The organism is Micromonospora xinjiangensis, assembly GCF_056150165.1.
Genome location: NZ_JAXCFO010000002.1, coordinates 1,047,554 through 1,067,456, shown reverse-complemented (window position 1 = coordinate 1,067,456; position 19,903 = coordinate 1,047,554). Strand labels below are relative to the sequence as shown.

At 72.0% G+C, this 19,903-nt stretch carries 20 protein-coding genes, 2 tRNA genes and 1 rRNA gene; 8 read left to right on the top strand and 15 right to left on the bottom strand.

Annotated features, from left to right (window positions below):
* Window positions 1–65, bottom strand: a 16S ribosomal RNA gene (locus SM573_RS11825); the annotation flags it as partial.
* A 921-nt stretch (window positions 66–986) separates the two neighbouring features.
* Here SM573_RS11825 and SM573_RS11820 point away from each other — a divergent pair.
* Window positions 987–1,208, top strand: coding sequence for a hypothetical protein (locus SM573_RS11820; protein ID WP_474614220.1), 222 nt, complete (start codon window positions 987–989; stop codon window positions 1,206–1,208).
* Between the two features lie 4 nt (window positions 1,209–1,212).
* Here SM573_RS11820 and SM573_RS11815 read toward each other — a convergent pair whose 3' ends face one another.
* The 6 genes from SM573_RS11815 to SM573_RS11790 all read right to left on the bottom strand — a co-directional run bounded on the left by SM573_RS11815 (window position 1,213) and on the right by SM573_RS11790 (window position 6,657).
* Window positions 1,213–2,010: a carbon-nitrogen hydrolase family protein gene (locus SM573_RS11815; protein WP_474614221.1), complete on the bottom strand. Its 798-nt coding sequence runs from the start codon at window positions 2,008–2,010 to the stop codon at window positions 1,213–1,215.
* An 85-nt stretch (window positions 2,011–2,095) separates the two neighbouring features.
* The gene (gene clpX / locus SM573_RS11810) at window positions 2,096–3,388 is read right to left on the bottom strand and encodes an ATP-dependent Clp protease ATP-binding subunit ClpX (RefSeq protein ID WP_474614222.1); all 1,293 of its coding nucleotides are present in this window, start codon (window positions 3,386–3,388) and stop codon (window positions 2,096–2,098) included.
* Window positions 3,389–3,597: 209 nt separating this feature from the next.
* Window positions 3,598–4,260, bottom strand: coding sequence for an ATP-dependent Clp protease proteolytic subunit (locus SM573_RS11805; protein WP_474614223.1), 663 nt, complete (start codon window positions 4,258–4,260; stop codon window positions 3,598–3,600).
* 10 nt (window positions 4,261–4,270) lie between these two features.
* Entirely contained in the window at window positions 4,271–4,912 is a 642-nt protein-coding gene (locus tag SM573_RS11800; RefSeq protein WP_474614224.1) for an ATP-dependent Clp protease proteolytic subunit, read from the bottom strand.
* 172 nt (window positions 4,913–5,084) lie between these two features.
* Window positions 5,085–6,437 carry a trigger factor gene (gene tig / locus SM573_RS11795; RefSeq protein ID WP_474614225.1) on the bottom strand — a complete coding sequence of 451 codons (1,353 nt, stop codon included), beginning with the start codon at window positions 6,435–6,437 and terminating at the stop codon, window positions 5,085–5,087.
* Window positions 6,438–6,583: 146 nt separating this feature from the next.
* Window positions 6,584–6,657: transfer RNA gene (locus SM573_RS11790), tRNA-Pro, on the bottom strand.
* 327 nt (window positions 6,658–6,984) lie between these two features.
* Between SM573_RS11790 and SM573_RS11785 the strand changes: the two genes are divergently transcribed.
* Window positions 6,985–7,058, top strand: a tRNA-Gly gene (locus SM573_RS11785).
* A 377-nt stretch (window positions 7,059–7,435) separates the two neighbouring features.
* A complete protein-coding gene (locus SM573_RS11780; protein ID WP_474614226.1) occupies window positions 7,436–7,900 on the top strand; it encodes a DIP1984 family protein in 465 nt (154 codons plus the stop codon).
* 790 nt (window positions 7,901–8,690) lie between these two features.
* Here SM573_RS11780 and SM573_RS11775 read toward each other — a convergent pair.
* Window positions 8,691–9,725 (bottom strand): questin oxidase family protein, encoded by a 1,035-nt coding sequence (locus SM573_RS11775; protein ID WP_474616037.1) that lies wholly within the window; start codon window positions 9,723–9,725, stop codon window positions 8,691–8,693.
* 272 nt (window positions 9,726–9,997) lie between these two features.
* Between SM573_RS11775 and SM573_RS11770 the strand changes: the two genes are divergently transcribed.
* Window positions 9,998–10,585, top strand: a complete 588-nt coding sequence (locus SM573_RS11770) for a GNAT family N-acetyltransferase (protein ID WP_474614228.1) — start codon at window positions 9,998–10,000, stop codon at window positions 10,583–10,585.
* A gap of 47 nt (window positions 10,586–10,632) precedes the next feature.
* Here the strand turns inward: SM573_RS11770 and SM573_RS11765 are convergent, their stop codons facing one another.
* The gene (locus SM573_RS11765) at window positions 10,633–11,205 is read right to left on the bottom strand and encodes a GNAT family N-acetyltransferase (protein WP_474614229.1); all 573 of its coding nucleotides are present in this window, start codon (window positions 11,203–11,205) and stop codon (window positions 10,633–10,635) included.
* Window positions 11,206–11,319: 114 nt separating this feature from the next.
* On the opposite strand from SM573_RS11765, the gene SM573_RS11760 reads away from it, so the two are divergent.
* Window positions 11,320–11,937, top strand: a complete 618-nt coding sequence (locus SM573_RS11760; protein WP_474614230.1) for a GNAT family N-acetyltransferase — start codon at window positions 11,320–11,322, stop codon at window positions 11,935–11,937.
* A 44-nt stretch (window positions 11,938–11,981) separates the two neighbouring features.
* Here the strand turns inward: SM573_RS11760 and SM573_RS11755 are convergent, their stop codons facing one another.
* Window positions 11,982–13,022 carry an L-dopachrome tautomerase-related protein gene (locus SM573_RS11755; RefSeq protein ID WP_474616036.1) on the bottom strand — a complete coding sequence of 347 codons (1,041 nt, stop codon included), beginning with the start codon at window positions 13,020–13,022 and terminating at the stop codon, window positions 11,982–11,984.
* 178 nt (window positions 13,023–13,200) lie between these two features.
* Between SM573_RS11755 and SM573_RS11750 the strand changes: the two genes are divergently transcribed.
* Together SM573_RS11750 and SM573_RS11745 are read left to right on the top strand one after the other, a co-directional pair.
* A complete protein-coding gene (locus tag SM573_RS11750; protein ID WP_474616035.1) occupies window positions 13,201–15,348 on the top strand; it encodes a M14 family zinc carboxypeptidase in 2,148 nt (715 codons plus the stop codon).
* Between the two features lie 91 nt (window positions 15,349–15,439).
* Window positions 15,440–15,706 (top strand): hypothetical protein, encoded by a 267-nt coding sequence (locus SM573_RS11745; RefSeq protein ID WP_474614233.1) that lies wholly within the window; start codon window positions 15,440–15,442, stop codon window positions 15,704–15,706.
* 158 nt (window positions 15,707–15,864) lie between these two features.
* Here the strand turns inward: SM573_RS11745 and SM573_RS11740 are convergent, their stop codons facing one another.
* A complete protein-coding gene (locus SM573_RS11740) occupies window positions 15,865–16,407 on the bottom strand; it encodes a hypothetical protein (RefSeq protein WP_474614234.1) in 543 nt (180 codons plus the stop codon).
* Window positions 16,408–16,590: 183 nt separating this feature from the next.
* On the opposite strand from SM573_RS11740, the gene SM573_RS11735 reads away from it, so the two are divergent.
* Complete coding sequence (locus SM573_RS11735) at window positions 16,591–16,923, top strand: hypothetical protein (RefSeq protein WP_474614235.1); 333 nt, start codon at window positions 16,591–16,593, stop codon at window positions 16,921–16,923.
* 21 nt (window positions 16,924–16,944) lie between these two features.
* Here the strand turns inward: SM573_RS11735 and SM573_RS11730 are convergent, their stop codons facing one another.
* From SM573_RS11730 to SM573_RS11715, 4 genes are all read right to left on the bottom strand, one after another.
* Window positions 16,945–17,412: a ribose-5-phosphate isomerase gene (locus SM573_RS11730; protein ID WP_474614236.1), complete on the bottom strand. Its 468-nt coding sequence runs from the start codon at window positions 17,410–17,412 to the stop codon at window positions 16,945–16,947.
* Window positions 17,413–17,482: 70 nt separating this feature from the next.
* Complete coding sequence (locus tag SM573_RS11725) at window positions 17,483–18,682, bottom strand: DUF1015 family protein (protein WP_474614237.1); 1,200 nt, start codon at window positions 18,680–18,682, stop codon at window positions 17,483–17,485.
* Between the two features lie 106 nt (window positions 18,683–18,788).
* Entirely contained in the window at window positions 18,789–19,094 is a 306-nt protein-coding gene (locus SM573_RS11720) for a hypothetical protein (protein WP_474614238.1), read from the bottom strand.
* Window positions 19,095–19,249: 155 nt separating this feature from the next.
* Window positions 19,250–19,873, bottom strand: coding sequence for a mycothiol-dependent nitroreductase Rv2466c family protein (locus tag SM573_RS11715; protein WP_474614239.1), 624 nt, complete (start codon window positions 19,871–19,873; stop codon window positions 19,250–19,252).
* Window positions 19,874–19,903 lie beyond the last annotated feature (30 nt).

Below are 19,903 nucleotides of genomic sequence, written 5' to 3'. Positions count from 1 at the left end.
TCGACTTGCATGTGTTAAGCACGCCGCCAGCGTTCGTCCTGAGCCAGGATCAAACTCTCCAACAAAAACTTTGTCGAACAGCAATCCCGACAACAAAAAGTGTTGCCAAAGGAATCCCAAACCAACAGACCCAAAAGCCTGCCAGCACAGGGCATCAAACAATTGGCACTGGCTTATCAAGCACCCTGTTGAGTTCTCAAAGAACAACCACACACCGAACCAGAGCCCCACATCGTGGAACCCCGCCCGGGGCAACCGCTCTAATCTACCCGGACCGTCCGGCGGCGTCAACCTCGATCCGAGGTGATCCACTGGAAGGTCCGGACCCACGCCGACGCACGCCATACTCTGGCGGTCGTTGCTGTCGTGGGGAGCCGCAGACCGGCCGATCGCCGCATCGCGGCCACCCGCCCGGCTCCTGCCGGCTTCAAAACCTTACCCGGTCGGCTTCGCGTCCGCAACCCCGACTTTCCGGAGTGTTTCCGCACCGCCCGACCCAGTCTCGCTCGGCGTTCCCGCCACGAGCCTGGTACCCGCTTTCGGCCGGTTTGTCGGCCTCCCGCGTGCAGAGAGAAAGTTACGCGGACGCCGCGGAGAAGGCAAATCAACGATGATCACTGGCCGCCGTCAGCGCCCGGCGAGACCCGTGCCCGCGTCCTGCCGAGACGGTTCGCCCGACCCGGGAGGCACGACGCGCTCGGCACTACGGATGGTTCCCACACCCCGGGCGGCGGCTCCCACCGCCGGCCACGAACCCGCGCCGGCCCGGTGACCCGCGCGGCCCAGGCCACCGACCTGGTCATGCCCCCCGGCTCGCCAAGGGTGTGATTGGCACGGGGCGCACGCGAGGCAGCGTTGATCGGGCGCTCCCTGGTGGCCGCCACGGCGGCGTACCGCAGGGGAACGGAGGGCGCGGCGACGACGGTCAGCGCGCCCGCTGCTCCGCGCGGCAGCACAGCGGGCTCCGGCGTGCCAGAGTGTCTGGCATGGATGACGTCTCGCCGGCCACCGTCCTCGCCGAGGAGGCGTTGCTCGGGCTTCTCCTGCCGTTCTGGCAGCTGGTCATCGGCGCGTTCGTGCTCGTTGTCGTCGTGCTCTCGGTGGGCCGGCTCGCCCGTCGCGGTCGGTCCCGGATGACCACGGCCCTGCTGGTCACCGCCGCCGCGATCGCCGGCTTCGCGCTCGTCGGCGTGCTGCTGCAGGACTGAGCGGTCAGAGCCGACGGTTGGCCAGGCTCGGCAGCTCGGTCCGGATGGTCCCGAGCCGATCGAGGTCCAGGTCGGCGAAGGCCACGCCGGGCTCGTCCGGCACCTGGGTGAGAAGGGTCCCCCACGGGTCGACGACCATGCTCCGACCGAAGCAGGTCCGCCCCGGCTCGTGGTTGCCGATCTGACCCGCGGCGAGGACGTAGCACTGGTTCTCGATCGCGCGAGCCCGCAGCAGCACCTCCCAGTGGTCCCGCCCGGTGTGCAGCATGAACGCCGCGGGCACCACCAGCACCTGGGCGCCGCCCTCGGTGGCGAGCCGACGGTAGAGCTCCGGGAACCGCAGGTCGTAGCAGATCGACAGCCCGATCCGGACCCCCTCGACGGTCACCACCACCGGCTGTTCCCCCGGCGCCACCGTCGCCGACTCCCGATACGACACCCGGCCGGGAATCTCCACGTCGTACAGATGGATCTTGCGGTAGCTGGCGGCGAGCGCGCCGCCGCGGTCGAAGACCAGTGAGGTGTTCCAGGTGTGCTCCGGGTCGGGGCCGGCCTCGTGGACGGACCCGGCGATCACCCACATGCCGAGCCGGCGAGCGACGCCCGCGAAGAACTGCCCCACCTCACCGTCGACCGGCTCCGACGCCGGCATGCCCGCCGCGGGGCCGAGATAGTCGACGTACTCCGGCAGGACCGCCAGGTCGGCGCCGCCGGCGGCGGCGCGCTCCAGGAGCGCCTCCGCGGCGGCGAGGTTGGCCTTGCGGTCCTCCTGAGAGTTCAGCTGGCAGACGGCGACGCGCATGGCCCTCAGCGTACGGGGGCGGAAGCCACCCGGACAGGGCGGCGACGCCCATCCGGCCGGACCTGGTCGGGCCGGGCCAACCGGCTCAGGCGGACTTCTCCTCGCGGTCCCGGCGGGCACGCCGGCCGGTGAACTCGCGCGGCACGATCGTCGGGTTGACGTTCTCCAGGACCACCTCGCGGGTGATCAGCACCCGGGCGGCGTCGGGGTTGCTCGGGACCTCGTACATCACGGAGAGCAGGACCTCTTCCATGATCGCCCGAAGCCCGCGGGCCCCGGTGCCCCGGAGCATGGCCTGGTCGGCGATCGCCTCCAGCGCCGCCGGCTCGAACTCCAGCTCGACGCCGTCCAGCTCGAGGAGGCGCTGGTACTGCCGGACCAGGGCGTTGCGCGGCTCGGTGAGGATCCGCACCAGGGCTTCACGGTCGAGACTCCGCACGCTCGTGATCACCGGGAGCCGGCCGATGAACTCGGGGATCAGCCCGAACTTGAGCATGTCCTCCGGCATGACCTGGCTGAAGATGTCGTCCGTCGAGCGATCGGAGACGGCCCGGAGGCGGGCGCCGAAGCCGGTGCCGCCGTGGCCGGTGCGGGCCTCGATGATCTGGTCGAGGCCGGCGAAGGCGCCACCGCAGATGAACAGCACGTTGGTGGTGTCGATCTGGATGAACTCCTGGTGTGGGTGCTTCCGGCCGCCCTGCGGCGGCACGTTCGCCACCGTGCCCTCGAGCATCTTCAACAGCGCCTGCTGGACACCCTCGCCGGAGACGTCCCGGGTGATCGACGGGTTCTCCGACTTGCGGGCGATCTTGTCGACCTCGTCGATGTAGATGATGCCGGTCTCGGCGCGCTTGATGTCGTAGTCGGCGGCCTGGATCAGCTTGAGGAGGATGTTCTCCACGTCCTCACCGACGTAGCCGGCCTCGGTGAGCGCCGTGGCGTCCGCGATCGCGAACGGCACGTTCAGCATCCGCGCCAGCGTCTGCGCCAGGTGGGTCTTGCCACAGCCGGTCGGACCGAGCAGCAGGATGTTGGACTTGGCGACCTCGACGGCCTCACCGGAGCCCGGCCCGCCGGCCGCCTCCGCCTGGATCCGCTTGTAGTGGTTGTAGACCGCGACGGAGAGGGCCTTCTTGGCCTGGTCCTGGCCGACCACGTAGTTGTCGAGGAACTGGCAGATCTCCATCGGCTTGGGAAGCTCTTCCCACTTCACCTCGCCGGACTCGGCCAGCTCCTCCTCGATGATCTCGTTGCAGAGATCGATGCACTCGTCGCAGATGTAGACGCCCGGCCCCGCGATGAGCTTCTTGACCTGCTTCTGCGACTTGCCACAGAAGGAGCACTTCAGTAGGTCGCCGCCGTCACCGATCCGTGCCACCTACGTTCTCCCTGCACTCAACCGGCCGGAGGCCCGGCCATGACCCGCGGAGGCTGCCCCCGCCCGTCTCGTCCACCTCGTCGGTCCGACCCGGCGAAGCGGTACGGACCCGACGTTACCCGCTGGCCGGGTTTTCTCCGACCCCCAAAACGGGTGTGTCAGAGGCCGGCCGGGATCAACATCCCGACCGACCTCTGCACCGGCACTGCTCAGCTGGCGGCGTTGGCGGCCAGCAGGCCCTTCTTGCGGCTGGTCAGGATCGTGTCGACCAGCCCGTACTCCCGGGCCTCCTCGGCCGTCATGATCTTGTCACGGTCGATGTCCTTGCGGACCTTCTCGATCGGCTGACCGGCGTGTCGCGAGATCATGTCCTCGAGCTGCGTCCGCATCCGCAGGATCTCCCGGGCCTGGATCTCGATGTCCGAGCCCTGCCCGTAGCCGCCCTCGGTGGCCGGCTGGTGGATGATGATCCGCGAGTTCGGCAGCGCCATCCGCTTGCCCGGGGTGCCCGCCGCGAGCAGCACGGCGGCCGCACTGGCGGCCTGGCCCAGGCAGACCGTCTGGATGTCGGGCCGGACGTACTGCATCGTGTCGTAGATCGCCGTCATGGCCGTGAACGAGCCGCCCGGCGAGTTGATGTACATGATGATGTCGCGGTCCGGGTCGGTGCCCTCCAGCGTCAGCAGCTGGGCCATCACGTCGTTGGCCGACGCGTCGTCCACCTGGACGCCGAGGAAGATGATCCGGTCCTCGAAGAGCTTGTTGTACGGGTTCGACTCCTTGACCCCGTACGACGTGCGCTCGACGAACGACGGCAGCACGTAGCGGTTGTGCACGGCCGCGAACTGGGGCGGCAAACTCAGGTCGGTCATCGTCAGCTCCTCAGCTCAGGGTCCCGGCACCTTCCGGAACCTGGGTGGCTCCGGTGATGACCTTGTCGATGAAGCCGTAGTCCACGGCCTCCTGGGCGGTGAACCAACGGTCGCGGTCCGAGTCCGCTTCGATCTGGGCGGGCTCCTGACCGGTGTGGAAGGCGACCCGCTCCTGGAACATCCGCTTGGTGTAGAGCATCTGCTCCGCCTGGATCGCGATGTCCGCGGCGGTGCCACCCACGCCACCCGACGGCTGGTGCATCATGATCCGGGCGTGCGGCAGGGCGTAGCGCTTGCCCTTGGTGCCCGCGCAGAGCAGCAGCTGCCCCATCGAGGCGGCCATGCCCATCGCCACGGTCGACACGTCGTTGTCGATGAACTGCATGGTGTCGTAGATCGCCATGCCCGAGTAGACCGAGCCACCCGGCGAGTTGATCCAGAGGTTGATGTCGCGGTCCGGGTCCTCCGCGGCGAGCAGCAGCAGCTGCGCGCAGATGCGGTTGGCGACCTGGTCGGTCACCTCGCTGCCCAGGAAGATGATCCGCTCCTTGAGCAACCGGTTGTAGACCGAGTCGTCGAGGTTGCCAATGTTGTCGCCACCTCGGGCGTCAATCGCCCGGAGCGGCTTCGGTGGGATGTGCATGTCGGTCATGGCAGCCCTTCGCTCTCCGTACCGTCCTACCCGACCCTAACCGCTCGGCCGGGCAGCAGAGTCCCGGTCGTGGCACTGTTCGCTCACAGCGCAGTCACCGTCGGGACGTACCCGGAAAAGGGATGTGGCCGCCCTCCACCGCAAGCGGCGGACGGCGGCCCCACCCCGACGATCAGTGCTCGTGGTCGTGGTTGTGCGCGGCCTCGTTGGCCTCCCGCAGGGCGTCGAGGGTGACCTCCTTGCCCGCGGTGTCCTTGATGGTGATCCGCTCCATGACCGAGGCGAGCGCCTTGCCGCGCCGGACGTCGCCGTAGACGGCGGCGGCCGCGCCGGAGCGCACCAGCTGGTCGTAGTACTGCTGCGGGGCCATGCCGGCGCGCTGGGCCCGGTGCACGATCTCGTGACCGAACTCGTCGTCGGAGACCTGGACGTCCTCGGCGTCGGCCAGGGTGTCCAGCAGCAGCTGGATCTTGACGCCCTCGGTGGCCGCCTCGGTCAGCTCGGCGTCGATCTGCTCCTCGGTCTTCTCCTCGGAGGCGAGGTAGTCCTCCAGGGAGGCGCCGATCCGCTCGAGCTGGTCGATCATGGCCTGCTTCCGGCTGGCGACCTCCTCGCGGACGACGCCCTCCGGCGCCGGCACGTCGGCCGCCTCGACGAGCTGCTCGAGGGCCTTGTCCCGGGCGGCGTAGATCTGCTCGACCTGCTTACCGCGGCTGACCCGCTCACGCAGATCGTTGCGGAGCTCCTCCATCGTGTCGAACTCACTCGCCATCTGGGCGAACTCGTCGTCCAGCTCCGGCAGCTCCTTCTCCTTGACCGTGCGCACGGTCACCGACACGTCGGCGTCGCGCCCCGCGAAGTCGCCGCCCACCAGCTGGGTGGTGAAGGTCTTGCTCTCGCCCGCCGCCAGGCCGACCACGGCCTCGTCCAGGCCCGGCAGCAGCTGCTGGCTGCCGACCTCGTGCGAGATGTTGGTCGCCGAGCCGCCCGGCACGTCCTCGCCGTCGACGGTGGCGTTCAGGTCGATCTGGACGTAGTCGCCCTCCTGGGCCGCCCGCTCGACGGTCTTCAGGGTGGCGAAGCGCTCGCGCAGGTTCTTCACCTGCTCGTCGATCTCGCTCTCGTCGATCTGGAGCTCGTCCACGGTCACCTCGACGGTGGCCAGGTCGGGCAGGGTGATCTCCGGACGGACGTCGACCTCGGCGGTGAAGTTCAGCGAGTCGCCGTCGGCGAACTCGGTGATCTCGACCTCGGGACGGCCGAGCGTCTTCAGGTCGTGCTCGCGGACCGCGGCGAGGATGTTCTGCGGGATGGCCTCCTGCACCGCCTCGTTGAGGACGGTGCCGCGGCCCACCCGCTGGTCGATCACCGCGGGCGGGACCTTGCCCCGGCGGAAGCCGGGAACCTGGACCTGCTGGCCGATCTCCCGGTACGCCTTCTGGAGGCTCGGCTCGAGCTCGACGAACGGCACCTCGATGGCGAGCCGCACGCGCGTCGGGCTCAGAGTCTCGACGGTGCTCTTCACAGGCGTACTCCTTGACGGATCTCAGTTGAGTCTGGGCGTGGATTCAGCCCATCGAGTGTAGGTGAGCCGGCCGGGACCCCCGGCAGCGCCCACGGACCGCACGCTGACCGGACGGCACCCGGGGGCGGCCCGGCCGCGGACGACAGTCGGGGTGGCGGGATTTGAACCCACGGCCCCTCGCTCCCAAAGCGAGTGCGCTACCAAGCTGCGCCACACCCCGTGGCGACGAGAAGTGTATGCCGTCGCGCCCCGGCTCGGGCCTCGGGGCACGGCCAACCCGACACTTCACCCCCTTCCACCCCTCCAGACCACTCACCCCCGCCGCAAGAGCGCGGGCCCCTCGGGCGCGCCCGAGGGGGCGCGTGAGGGCGCGCGAGGGGGCAGCTTCCGGGAAATAGTGGTCTCGGCGCGTCGGGAGGGCACTCTTTCCCGGTAGTTGCGCGGATCTTGGCGTACGCGCAGCGCACAGCGCGGCCGGGTGGGGCCGCACGGGCGGTGCGGACATTGGGTAGGCTGTCGGGCGCGCCCCTGACGTCAGGGCGCGCACGCGGGCGTAGCTCAATGGCAGAGCTTCAGTCTTCCAAACTGACGGTGCGGGTTCGATTCCCGTCGCCCGCTCCACCGGCCTCCGGCCCAGCTCAGAGGCGGCATCCCCCGATCCTGGGCCGGCCGGTCACTTCCTCGATTCGATCTTGCGGGCCATCCGTGGGCCACTAGCTGCCCTTGCCGGTCTTCCGTCGAGCACGCCGGGCGATCCTCCGGTCCATGGCCTGGGCGATCTCGCGGTCCTCGCTGGTCGCATGCTGATCAAGGCGCCCGCAAGCAGGCCCGCCGGCCCGGCCCCGGCCTGCTGGCGACCTCCAGCAGGCATCGGCCGGGCGGGCCGGCCACGCTGAAGAGGCAACAGGAACCTAACGACCTCCGCCCTTGCTTCTCCTTCTTGCCGTGGTTCATGAATTGAAAGGCGGGATTGATCTTCGCTGGTCATACTGGTGCTCATGAAGCTTGCTGAGGCTCTTGCGCTGCGCGCGGATGCGGCGCGTCGCGCCGAACAACTCCGTGCCCGCATCGTCGCCAGCGCTCGATACCAGGAGGGCGAGACGCCCGCTGAGGATGCGGCGTCCCTCCTGGCGGAAGCCGGCGAGGTGCTCGGTGAGCTGGAGACGCTGATTCGACGAATCAACCGCACCAACGCCGCCACCCGGGTTGACGGTGGCACACTCACCGACGCGCTGGCGCGCCGCGACGTGCTTCGCCTGCGGCACAGCGTGATCACCTCCGCCGCCGACGCCGCCGCTGGGGAAGGTCAGCGCGGGTTTCGGCAGTTGCGGTCGGAGCTGAAGATGATCCCGGCCCTGCCGGTGGCGCAACTGCGCAGCCAGGCCGACGACCTCGCCCGGCACCTTCGCGAGGTCGACACGGTGATCCAGCGGACGAACTGGGAGGTCGACCTGCTGGACTGAGAGGTTGCGGAGCAGGTAGCCGACGTGGAGGCGTGCACGAACCCGAGAGCCGGCGGGTATTCCGGTTCACTCCTGGCGCGCCGAGGGCAGGCGCAGGGGTTCGACTCCCCGGCACACATCGCAGGCCCAGCACAGCACACAGGTGACGGCGCACAGGGCACCGCGCACTACCAAGTGCAGATCCACGACGGCGAGGGTGGGACAGGGGCCTACCGCAACCCCATGAGGACAGTTCGTTCCCTACAACCCTCGATGCCCGCACTGATCGGTCCAGCAGTCGGGCTCCTTGGTTGCGACCTCTGCGCCACAGCCAGAACAGATCAGGTCGGGGCCATCCTGCCCGCAACCCCGCAGCATCCGCTGAGACGCCGGCGGTCAGGGTGGAGAGCTGTCCCCGGAACGTCATCCGGACGGAGGATCAGCAGGGTGGCATCGAAATTGACCTTGTACGTTCCCTGTGTCATCCGCGGGTGCGCTATCTCGTGCCCGGCCGGGCGCTCGGGACGTCGCGACGGCGCCCCCTCTCTGATCTCCTCGGTGAGCGGCTGGTGACAGTTCGCGCAGAGGAATACCACCACACGAAGATCTTGTCGCGCTGGACAGCCGGGTCGCAGAGCCGGTAGGGGTTCAACCCGTGCCATCCACGTGCCAGCAGCCGGTACCCGGGACGGTCACCAGGGGGACGAGCGGTCACTCGTCTCATGCCTTGGCCTGGGCCGCCAGGTGCTTCCTGGCGATGATCTTCGTCCTTCCCGGCTCGCGCCTCGCCGGGGAGACGGCACGAGTTTGGTCAGTCGGCGGCGATCTGCTCGATGGATCGGGCGGCGATGGCGGCCAGGGTGGGGTCTGCGGAGCGGGTGTACGTGTCGCTCACGGTGTCGACGAACTTGATCGCGTGAGCGTCCCCGGTGTCCGTTGCACGGCGCATGACCTCGTCGAGGCTCAGGTCGTTGCCGGCGGGCGGGACGGGCCGTGCCTCGGCCGGCGCGTAGGCGGCGGTGACCGCGGCTGTTGCCGCCCAGGCGGCGGCGAGGCTGGGCGCCCAGAGCGTTGGCGGGAGAGCGGGCAAGGCACGTAGGACCGCGTTCGGCGCGGTGGCGGCGTGGACGAGCATGACCGGGCTGGCGTACCCGTGGGTGCCGTGCCGAATGACCGCGGCGTCGACGATGCCCGCGAGCCGGGTCGGCACGTCGTCCTGGTTGTTGCCCGGCACCGCGCCGGCTACCGAAGGCCACCGGGGCAGGTCGGCCAACTGAGCGAGGCGGGCTCGGATGCCGGACCGCTGGTCGGGTACGCGGGGTACCGCGTCGAGCGCCGACCGGGCGTCGGTTGTCGGGTACGGCCCGGCGCCGGGGGGTGCGAGGGGCTGCCACCGGGCGGCCCAGTAGGCCAACCCCTGACCGAGTTCGGCGACGCGCGGCTGGGTCTCCTCGTCGAGCAGCGCGCGTACGACGTGACCGACTCGGATGACTCCGTGGGTCGCGCCGGCGGCTATCCCGGGCAGCAGGCGTGGCCACCAGCGGACGAGCACTTCCCGCCAGGGTTCGCCGGCCAGCTCGCGGTCGAAGTAGTTCAGCCAGTCGCCCGTACGAACCGGGTCGCCGAGCGGGTCACGCCACTCGTCGCGGGGGATGGGGCGAACACCCCGTGGTCGCTCCTCCAGCTTGTCGGCGTACGCATCGATCCATCGGTGAACGGCCCGCTCGTGGCCGCGGTGGACCAGCGCCTCCACCGCCATGGGGGCGTGGTTCGACAGCCAACCGTTGCGCTCCGGGCCGGTGGAACGCACCCGTTCGTAAGCCTCGTCGAGGAGAGAACTCGCCATACCCACGATGCTCGAATCTGAAGTTCGGTTGAGGTCAAGCAGAAATCGTCGCGGATGACCATGAACGCTTCCGAGCCAAATGATCTGGCCCGACGTCATCCCGCCGGGCCCGCCACGTGCCAGTAGCCCGGGCCCCGGGCGGGCGCGAGCGGCACGGGTCGTGGCCCGCTCCCCTGCCGGGGCCGGCAACCTGGCGACCCGGGGTCACGAGCGCGCCGTCGGCGGGTCGAGCCGGTGCGACCCGCCGCTGCCGGACTGGTAGAGATGAGCGCGTGCGGTCTCCCCTGTCGACACCACCGGCGATTCCCCCCGGCGCCCTGGCCGCCGGTCCGCAACCGACGCTCGCCGCGGAGGGCGGGCTCCTCCTGCGGCCGTGGGAGCGACCCGACGCCCCGGTCTTCCTCGCCGCCTACCAGGACCCGCGGATCCGGCACTGGCACACCCGGCAACCGGCCTCGGAGGACCAGGTCCGCGAGTGGTTCGCGCACTATCGACGCGACTGGGAGCAGGAGACGGGCGCGAGCTGGGCCGTGACCCGCGACGGTGGCGAGGTGCTGGGGCGGATCGCCCTGAACAGCGTGAACCTCGACGACGGGGTCGCGGGGTGCGCGTACTGGGTGCTCCCGGCCGCCCGCGGCGCGGGCGTGGCCCCCCGCGCGCTACGGGCCCTGAGCGGCTGGGCGCTGGGCGAGGCGGGGTTCCACCGTCTGCACCTCGATCACTCGACCCGCAACCACGCGTCGTGCCGCGTCGCGGTCAAGGCCGGGTTCGTCCTGGAGGGCACCAAGCGCAGCGACGCCGTCCACTCCGACGGACGGCACGACATGCACCTGCACGCCCGCATCCGCGGCGACGCCTGACCCCGGTGGGCCGGACGGTCCCGGACACCGGCGTCACACCGGCGCGGTCAGCGCGCCGTCTGTCGCATGACCCAGATGGGCAGCGGATCGGTGACCTCGCGTACCACCTCCCAGCCGGCCCTGCGGTAGACCTCGACGTTGCCGGGGTTGCTGGTCTCGAGGACCGCCGGCAGGTCGTCGGCCGCGGCGCGGCGCAGGCCCGCCCGCATGACGGCGTGGCCCCAGCGGCGGCCCGCGTGGTCGGGGTGGGTGCCCAGGACGCCGAGGTACCAGAACGGGGCCGCCGGCAGCGCGGCGTGGACCGCGCGGTCGTACGCCCGCACCCGGGCCAGGGCGTCGGCGGGGAGCTGGGCGGCCAGAGCCGCGTCGGAGGCGCCCTCGTCGACACCGGGGGGCTCCCAGATCGCGACCGAGGCGCCCCGCCCGATCGTCCAGATCGTCTCCCGGCGCACGCGCTTGTCGAAGAGATGCCCGAAGAAGGCGCCGGCGTGCCGCGGGTAGGTGGCGCGGTCGGGGAAGAGGTACGTGAGGACGGGATCGTCGGTGAAGGCGGCGACCAAGGAGCCGACGACGGCCGTCCGGTCCGCCGGGGTGGCGACGGTGATCTCAGGTGCTGTCACAGCGGCCGAAGGTATCTCAGCCGGTTCCGGGCCAGCCACGTGCCGACGCGGGACGGCTGTCGACGGCGCGGATATTCGGCTGCCCTTCCGCACGGGCCGGGGAAGAATCCCGCCATGTCCCAGGCCACGCTGCGCACCGCCCGCATCCGGCTCGTCCCGCTCGCCGACGAGCACCTCGAACACGAGGTCGAGCTCGACTCCGACCCCGAGGTGATGCGGTACCTCGGTCCGCCGCGTACGCGGGCGGAGGTCGAGGTGGTGCACCGCCGCCGTCTCGCGGCGGCCCAGCGGGTGCCCGGGCTCGGCTTCTGGGCGGGGTTCGTCGACGGCGACTTCGTCGGCTGGTGGATCCTCGAGCCGCCGGAGCGCGCCGACCAGGGCCCGGTGCGGGGGCAGGCGGAGCTCGGCTACCGGCTGCTGCGCCGGTACTGGCGGCGGGGCCTCGCCAGCGAGGGCGCCCGTGAGCTGATCCGGCACGGCTTCGAGGACCTGGGCCTGACGCGGATCTTCGCGGAGACGATGACGGTGAACGAGGGGTCGCGCGCCACCATGTCGTCGGTGGGTCTGCGCTACGTCCGGACCTTCCACCTCGACTTCGACGACCCGCTGCCCGGCACCGAACACGGCGAGGTCGAGTACGCGCTCACCCGCGAGGAGTGGCTCGCCGACCGGCCGAACGAAACCGCCCGGGCGAGCGAAACCGCCCGGGCGAATGAGACCGCCCGGCCCTGAGACCGCGGCCCGCGACCGCCGCAGACGGTGCCGGCGCCGCGGCGCTAGGCATGGTCGTTCGGCGCGGGGCCGATCCCGATGGCCGTCCGGTAGACCCAGACCGGGTAGTCGACGCGGTCCACTCCTCCGGAGAGGCCCGGCGTGCGGTGCAGCTGCGCGGCGGGCAGCCAGAGGTCGCCGTCGGAGTCGATCCACATCGCGTCGACCCAGGCGAGGCGGGGATCCGCGACCAGCGTGGCCACCTCCCGCTCCGGCGAGATGGTCAGGATCCGCCGCCGCTCCACATCGCTGAGGTAGATGGTGCCCGCCGCGTCGATGGCGGTGCCGCCCGTCGTCGGCGTCTCCAGCCACGGCTCGACGTGCGCGGCGACCTCGGCCGGGTCGGCCGCCGGGTCGTCGAGCCACCGGGTCTCGATCCGGGACAGGCCGCCGGAGGCCGGCTGGTAGTAGAGGTGCCGCCCGTCCGGTGACACCTCGAGCTGGTCGACGTGCAGCACCACCTCGGTGCCGTCGGGGCCGTACCGCACCTGCCCGTCGGCGACCAGCCGCCGCCCCACGGTGCTCGGGTGCCCGTCGAGCACCCGCCGCGCCCGCCCGGTGGCGAGGTCGAGCACGATGATGCCGGGCGCCCCCGCGTCGGTGAGGTACGCCGTGCCGGCGTTGAACCGGACGTCGTCGACGTAGCTGGTGGCGCGCACCGCCTCCGCCAGGTCGTGGACGCGGGTGATCTCGGCGGAGTCGGGGTCCACCACGATGAGCCGGGCGCCGCCGGGCACCTGCGGCCGGCCGAGGGCCGGCGCACCGGAGTCGATGATCCACAGCTGCCCGTCCGGGCCGGTCCGCACGCCGTTGACGTGCACGTACGCGCCCTCGGGAGAGGGCTCGTCGCGGACGGCGTTCCACGCCTCGTCCGGCCACGGCACCCGACGACCGTCCGGCAGGGCCTCGGCGACCTGCACGCCCGGCCCGCCCGCGCCGGGGAAGCTCACGAAGATCCGCCCGTCGACCGTCGTCACCCCGGTGCAGACGCGGTCGTTCGCCACCATCGGGGTCAGCCGGGGGTCCTCCCGGGTCGGCAGTGACATGGCGTACCTCCGGAGTGCGGGAGCGGATCACGGGTGTCCCGGCGCGCGCTGGTGGCGGCCGTGCCTTCCCGCGTCCGGCACCGCGAAACACCGCCGGCGGCGGCAAGCCTTCTTGACACCTGTCGATCCGTGGACTGGTGTGTGGGAGAGAAGACATCGACGTCCGTCAGGAGGGCACATGATCGTCCGACGACGGTGGGCGGCCGCCGCCACCACAGCGATCCTGGTCAGCGCGGTGCTGTCCCATCCCGGCGCCGGGGCCGCCGCGCCGACCCCGGCGCCACGACCGGCGATCACCCTGGCCAGCGGGGAGACCGCCCTGGTCCGGGTGCAGCTGCGCGACCAGGCGCAGCTCGACCAGCTCGTCGCGCGCGGCGCCGACCTCGCCAACCGTCCGCGCTCCGCCGACGGGCGGGTGCTCGCCGACCTGGTGCTCACCGGCGCCGAACTCGCCGAGCTGACCGCGCAGGGCGCGACCCCGGTACAGGTCGTCCAGCGCGCGGGCGACGGGGCCCGGCACTTCGCGGAGAGCGTCCGCGCCGCGCAGGCCCGCACCGCGGCCGGGCTCCGCGCCCCAGCCACCGGCCACCGTACGGCCACCGCGACGGCCGCCGCGGACACTCTCCACTTCCTCCAGGCGTACTGGTGGACCACCGGTGGGCAGACCTTCGTGCAGACCCAGGTGACGACCACCGCCACCGACGACCCGGACGTCGAGATCACCGTGAACTGGCGTACCGCCGACGGCGCCACCGGCTCGTTCCCGCTGTTCCGGTTCGAGGACTCGGGCGAGTACCAGTACCACTACGCGCTACCCGTGCCGGTGCCGAGCCGGCCGGTGCAGGTGACCGCCACGTCCAGCCTGGGTGGGGTCAGCCGGCCGGTCACCCCGGCCGGGTGGCCCAACGCCGCGCCGCCACCCCTGCCCGAGGGCTACCAGAAGGACTTCATCGACGCGTACCTCACGCCGGTGGACATCCAGGCCCGGATCAAGCGACTGGCCCGTCAGTACCGGGACCTGGTGGACGTGATCGACCTGCCGTACAAGACGCAGGGCTACCGGCGGACCGCCACCGCGTACCTCGGTGACCCGGCGGCCGCCGCGGTGGTGGTGGAGTCGGTGCGCTTCGGCGACCAGGGCATGAACGGCGTGCAGGCCCGGACGGTCGACCCGGGCCGGCCGAACCGCCCGCTCACGGCGACCTACCGGGACCGGGTGCTGACCGTCTCCCTGGCCACCGACGGCGCCGGCAAGATCACCAGCAGCACCGACCAGGTCGCCGCCGTGATCAACGCCCGCTTCCCGAACCGGTTCCGGGCGTTCGTGGAGGAGGGCTCGGCCGGGCTGCCGATGCCGGTGGTCGCGCCGGTACGGCTCGACGACGGCCTGCAGGGCGCGGAGGTGCCGACGAAGCCGTGGACGGTGCAGGCGTTGCGCATCGGCGTGCACCGCGACGGGTCCCGCATCGGCGTGCTGGCGTACTCCCAGGAGCACGCCCGGGAGTGGGCCACCCCGCTCGTGACGCTGGAGTTCGCGGAACGGATGCTGGCCAACTCCCGCACCGACGCCGCGACCCGGGAACTGCTGGAGCAGGTCGACATCTTCGTCATCCCGACGGTCAACCCCGACGGCGCCAACTACTCGTTCCACGACTTCAACTTCCAGCGGAAGAACCTGGTGAACCACTGCACCGGCACCAGCCGCGACCCCCGCAACCGTGACTCGTGGGGGGTGGACCTCAACCGCAACTACACCGTCGGCTCGTACTTCGACGGTTACGTGGGCGCCAGCGCCAACTGCCTCTCCGGCAGCTACGCCGGGACGAGCGAACTCTCCGAGGCGGAGAGCCGCAACGTCGTGGCGCTGGCCCGAGAGCACGACAACATCCGGTTCGCGATGAACGTGCACTCCTACGGCGGGTACTTCATGTGGCCGCCGGGGGCGTACAAGGCCGACGGGCGGGTGACGCTGCCGAGGCCGTCGATCGACGAGTCGAAGCTCTTCCTGGACAGCGCCCGGCGGATCGTCGGCGCGATCGCGCAGGAACGCGGCACGGTCACCTGGCCGTCGCAGACCGGCCCGGTCGCGGACGTGCTCTACTCGGCCGCCGGCAACTCCGCCGACGAGCTGTACTACGAGCTCGGGATCTTCGCCTGGGACTTCGAGGTCGGCAACGACCGTTGGAACGCGGCGACCGGCCAGTGGGAGGGCGTCGGCTTCCAGCCACCGTTCGAGGAGGCGCACGGCGAGTCGCAGGAGTACGCCGGTGGGCTCGTGGAGCTCGTCCGGGTCGCCCGCGACTACGCCGTCGCCCAGGCGGGCTGACCGACCACGGGCCGGCCGGGACCGCTCCGGCCGGCCCGTGCCCGCCTCCGGCGCCCGTTTTGCCGGGGGACCGCCCGGGTAGGGCTTCGGCATGGACACGAACAGCACGGCACACCTGGTCGGTGGCCCCCGGGACGGCAGCACCCACGACGCGGGCGACGAGGCCCTCGTCGAGCTGAAGATCGACGGGTTGATCCACCGTTACATCCGCACCACGAAGCAGCACGACGACGGCGGCCCCGTCTACACCTACGACGGCGCGGTGGCCCCGGACGGCGGCGAGCCGGGCGTCGAGGACCCGCAGGCGCGCGTCGCCTCTCCGCTCGCCGACGCCGAGGGGCACGGCGGCACCCACTGACGCGTACGGGCCGCAGCCGGGCCGAGGCGCCGTGGATGAACCGCGGCTCGCCGGGTAAGAAGCGCCATCCTGGCGGAGGACGACCGACGTCGCGGTGATCACCGCGACCGGGCGCGCGGGCGGGCGGCGTTGGCCGGCCCGCCCGGGCGCCGCCGGGATCAGTTGCCGGTGATCCAGTTCCAGGCGGAGACCACCCACTCGGTCTGCTGGAGCCACGCCACGCCCAGCCCGACGAGGAAGACCGCCGTCACCAGGTGAGCGCCGCGCGCGGTGCGCCGGACCCGGCCCAACTGCCGCTCCAGGATCACCCGGCCGAGCAGCCGGGCGAGCGCGAAGAGCCCGACCGCGACGAGCAGGCTCAGCACGAAGACCAGGACCGGACCGGTCAGGTTTCCCTGGCCGGAGATGGCCCAGATCCCCCAGCAGACGAACGCGAAGAGGCCGGCCGCCGTGCTCCACTCGCTGCCCCGCCGCAGCTGCGCCAGGTGCCAGCTCATCGGCCGGCGCGGCTGCGGGCCGCCCGGCCAGCCGGTGCCGGTCGGCTCCTGCTCGACCACCGGGAACGGCTCGGTGCGCGGCGTCTGCGGCTGACCGACCGACGCCACGCCGCGGCGGAAGCCGTCCCGCTGCGGTGGCACCACCCCGGGCTGCGGCGGCACCTCGACGGTCCGCTCCGCCCACGGCTGTGTCTGGTCCGCCATCTTCGTCCCCTCCCCCTGACCGACGGCACCGTCGGCGCCTGCGTCCGAGGGTAGCCACCCGGCAAATCGGTCGCCGAGTCCGCCACCGCCCGGCGGGCGAGCGCCCCGACGCCGGGTGGCCGGCCGAGGTGCGGGCGCGGATCGGGGAGCACCGCCGCGGCCCGCGGGCGGTACGGTCGGGGAATGGGTGATGCGGAGCGACGGCGACGCCGGCTGCGGCACCGCCCCGGTGACGAGGCCGGGGAGGCCGGCGGGGCCACGGCCACCACGTCCGGGGTGCACGACGGCGCCGGGGCGCCCCGCCGGCGGGGCGCCCCGGGCGACGACCGCGAGGGCGAGCGCGGGCTGCGCGGGCTGGTCGGCTCGGGCTCGTCCCAGGTGGGTGTGAGCGCCGCGCTGCGGGCCCGCGACGCGGCCCGGCCCACCGACGACGACCTGGCCGAGGCCGAGGCCCGGGTGGTCGTCGTACGGCGCAACTGGGTGCCCCGCGAGGAGCTGCCGCGCTCCCCGCGTTGACGACCGACCGGGACGGCCGGGTCAGGGCAGCGGCGGCAGCTCCCGCTTCGACTCGTAGGCGGCGACCTGCGCGATCCGGCGGGCGTGCCGCTCGTTGCCCGAGAACGGCGTGTTGAGGAAGGCCTCGACGATGGCGGTCGCCTCGTCCAGGGTGTGCTGCCGGGCGCCGACGGCCACGACGTTGGCGTCGTTGTGCTCCCGGGCCAGCTGGGCGGTCTCGATGTTCCAGGCGAGCGCCGCCCGCACCCCGACGACCTTGTTGGCGGCGATCTGCTCGCCGTTGCCGGAGCCACCGATGACGACACCGAGGCTGCCCTCGTCGGCCACCACCCGGTCGCCGGTGTGGAAGCAGAAGACCGGGTAGTCGTCGTCGGGGTCGAACACGTGCGGACCGACGTCCACCACCTCGTAGCCCTGGTCGGCCAGGTAGCTGGCCAGGTGCACCTTCAGCTCGTAACCGGCGTGGTCGGATCCCAGGTAGACGCGCATACCGCGCAGTCTGTCAGGCCGCCGGCGGTGACGCCGCGCGGGCGGCGTCACCGCGGCGATTCGTCACAGCTCAGCGCGGCAGCTCGGCCACCACGAGGCCACCGCGCGCCTTGGGGGTGAACCAGGTGCTCTTGCGCGGCATCTTCTCCCGAGCGAGGTTCACCGCGACGAAGTCGTCCACGGTCACCGGGGCGATCAGCACCGCCAGCTCGGCCCGGCCGGACTCGACCTCGCCGGTCAGCCAGCTCGCGGGGTAGTCGCCGCCGACGTACGTGATCCGCTTGTCGCCCGGGTCGAGACCCAGCGCGTCCCGCAGCAGCAGCCGCTCGACCAGGGCGTGGTCGAGGTTCTCCAGCCGGCCGCCGCCGACCCGGGGGAGCCGGACCGCGTACCCGCGGTCGGGCAGCCGGAGGTGCACGGTGCCGCCGGCCGCCGGGACCTCGACCGGGCCGTCGATCGGGCTGATCTCCGCGCCGGCCGCGCGGAGCCGGTCGAGCAGCTCCCCGGGGCTGGTGGTCAGCTCGCTGACCAGCCGGTTGTACGGCTGGATGGCGACCGATCCCGGCGTCGTGACCACCGCCAGGAAGCGCGCGAGGCCACCGGTCTGCGCGGCGAGGCTGCGGTGGTTGCCGTCGGCCACGACCAGCTCGCCGCCGCCGGCGAGCGCCGTCAGCGCGTCCTGCTCCGGGCCCGGCCCCACCGGCCAGATGGCGTGGGTCCGGCCGGCCTGGTCGGTGTCGGTGGCGGCGGGTGCCCCGGCGGCCTCCGTCGCCGCCGCGAGCGCGGCGTGCAGGTCCCCACCGCGCCCGGTCTGCAGCAGCAGCACCGGGGAGAGGAGGTGGCCGAGCGCCTCGGCCAGCGCCACCCGCTCCCGCACCTTGGCGATGAAGACGTCCTCGTTGCGGATCACGAGGCCGGGCTCGTCGGCCCGGGTGGAGATCTGGTCGGTGTCCACCATCGCGAAGAGGCCGTACGCGGACTCCTCGCCCGGCGCGCTGATCCGGTAGAGCACCACCACCTGCTCGGCGGGGGTGTAGCTCCCGTCGGCCTTGGCCTCGGTGAGCCGGGCCACCGCGTCGGGCAGCGCGTCGAGGAAGGACCTGCCGAGGCTCTCCGGCGCCCGGTGCGGCATCTCGATGCCGAGGGCACTGTGCGGGTTCGCCTCGATGATCGCGGTGATCTCCGCGTCGTCGGCGAACTCGTCGTAGTTCTGCGCGCCGGTGCCGCCAGTGGTGATCCAGGCCCGGGCGATCGGATGCACGACCGTCATGCCCGCTGACGCTACCGTCGCCGGTCCGGGCCGGGACGCGGACCCGGGCCGCCGTCCATCAGGTGAAAGCGGCGACCCGGACGGTCCGGTCATCGTGGTCGGGGGCCTAACGGGCGCGTTCGGCCGCCGGCCGGTGCCGCCCGACGGGGCCGGGGCCGCCGGCCGGGCGCGTGGCCGGGGTGGGCGGGGTCCGCCGCGGCGGGGTGCCGGCGCCCGGTGGGGTCAGCCGGGACGTCGCCGCCACCCGGGCGACGCCCACCACGATCGGCGGGGCGAGCAGGTCCGCCACGTCCGTGGGCAGGTCCGGCCGGAGCGCCGGCCAGCGGGAGTCGTCGACCGACCAGTACGCGGGGGTCTCGACCTCCGCCTGGGGCAGCGGATCGTCACCGGACACGCGACGGTGCTTGGCCATCAGGATGCCTCCACGAGCTGCGAAGTTGCGGATTGCGACTGGCTGCGGCGGACATCCGGCCAAACGAGGTCGGCGGCGGAGCGGTGACGGTTGTCGTCACGTGTTAACAACGCTCCCCGGCACACCGAACGGTGCGCCGGGGAGCCCTGCCCGCGTCAGTCGAAGATCGGACCGAGGTCGCGGGTGCGCTTCAGCTCGTAGAAGCCCGGGGTGCCGGCGACCAGCATTACGCCGTCCCAGAGCCGGCCGGCGGCCTCCCCCTTGGGCGCGGGCGTGATCACCGGGCCGAAGAACGCGATCGGGCTGCCCTCCGGGCCGGGGGCGTGGATGACCGGGGTGCCGACCTCCTGGCCGACCGGCCGCATGCCGGCCTCGTGGCTGGCGCGCAGCGCCTCGTCGTACTCGGTGCTGTCGCCCGCCGCGGCGAGCGCCGGGTCCAGGCCCGCGTCGGTCAGCGCGGCGGCGTACAGCTCGGGGCCACGGTTCTCCTTGGCCAGGTGGATGCGGGTGCCCAGGGCCGTGTAGAGCCGGCGCAGCACCTCGCCGCCGTACCGCTGCTCCGCGGCGATGCAGATCCGCACCGGCGCCCAGGCGGTCCGCATCATCTCCTGGTACTCCTCGGGCAGGTCGCGGCCCTCGTTGAGCACCGAGAGGCTCATGACGTGGAAGCGGACGTCCAGGTCACGGACCTTCTCCACCTCGAGCAGCCAGCGGGAGGTGATCCAGGCCCACGGGCAGATCGGGTCGAACCACATGTCAACGGCGACACGTTCGCTCACGGTGCGTCCCTTCGCAACGGGTGACGCCTA